Genomic DNA, 1,068 nt, shown 5'->3' on the forward strand with positions numbered 1-1,068 from the left:
GGAGCGTGGCCAACAGCTGGGCATCGGCTTCCCCCTCAGCCGCGTCGCCACGGCGGTGTTCCAGGGTTCTCAGCAGCGTATGGAAGCGGGCCAGTCCCTGACCCGCAGCACTGACGGCCTCGTCGCTGTAGTCCAGCGGCGAACGATAATGACTACTGAGCACGAAGAAGCGCAGTTCCTCGCCCGAGTGCTTGGTGAGGGCCTGTTTGATGGTAGTAAAATTGCCCAGCGATTTGCTCATCTTTACGCCATTGACCAGCACCATGTTGTTGTGGAGCCAGTAGCGAACAAACGGCTTGCCCGTCGCCGCTTCGCTCTGGGCGATTTCGCACTCGTGATGGGGGAATGAATTCTCCAAGCCGCCGCCGTGAATGTCAAGGGTCTCGCCAAGGTACTTCATGGCCATGGCCGAGCATTCCACGTGCCAGCCGGGGAAGCCCCACCCCCATGGACTGGGCCAGCGCATGATATGTGCGGGCTCGGCCTTCTTCCACAGCGCAAAATCCGCCGGATGCTTCTTGTCGGGACTCACTTCCACGCGCGCGCCCGCCTCTTGCTCATCCACCGACCGCCCGGAAAGCTTGCCATAGGCAGGGAACTTGGTCACATCGAAGTACACCGAGCCGTTGACCTCGTAGGCATAGCCCTTGGCGATCAAGGTCTTGACAAGCTCGATCTGCTCGGGGATATGCCCAGAGGCGCGCGGCGAAATATCGGGCCGGACGACATTGAGCGCATCCATGTCCTCGAAGTAACTGCGCGTGTATCGTTCGACCAGCTCCATGGGCTCGACACGTTCGCGCGCTGCACCCTTCAATATGCGGTCCTCACCCGTGTCCAGGAGGTGGCCAACGTCGGTGATGTTCTGCACATAGCGCACCCGGTAGCCCAGGTAGCGCAGGTAGCGCACGATGACATCGAAAGAGACATAGCTCTTGGCATGACCGATGTGGGCATGGTCATAGACCGTAGGCCCGCACACATAGATGCCCACTCTTCCCTCGTGCAAGGGAACGAACTCTTCTTTTCGCTTGGTGAGCGTGTTGTAAAACTTGAGCGCCATCCTAT

The 1,068-nt window shown here is 59.6% G+C and carries 1 protein-coding gene; it reads right to left on the reverse strand.

Features of this window, described 5'->3' with window-relative positions; all coding sequences use genetic code 11:
- Positions 1–1,063 (reverse strand): cysteine--tRNA ligase (locus tag H5U38_13725; protein MBC7188079.1); only part of this gene is annotated, 1,063 nt, incomplete at its 3' end.
- Positions 1,064–1,068: the final 5 nt, after the last annotated feature.

The organism is Calditrichota bacterium, assembly GCA_014359355.1.
Classification (GTDB): domain Bacteria; phylum Zhuqueibacterota; class Zhuqueibacteria; order JANLFK01; family Oleimicrobiaceae; genus Oleimicrobium.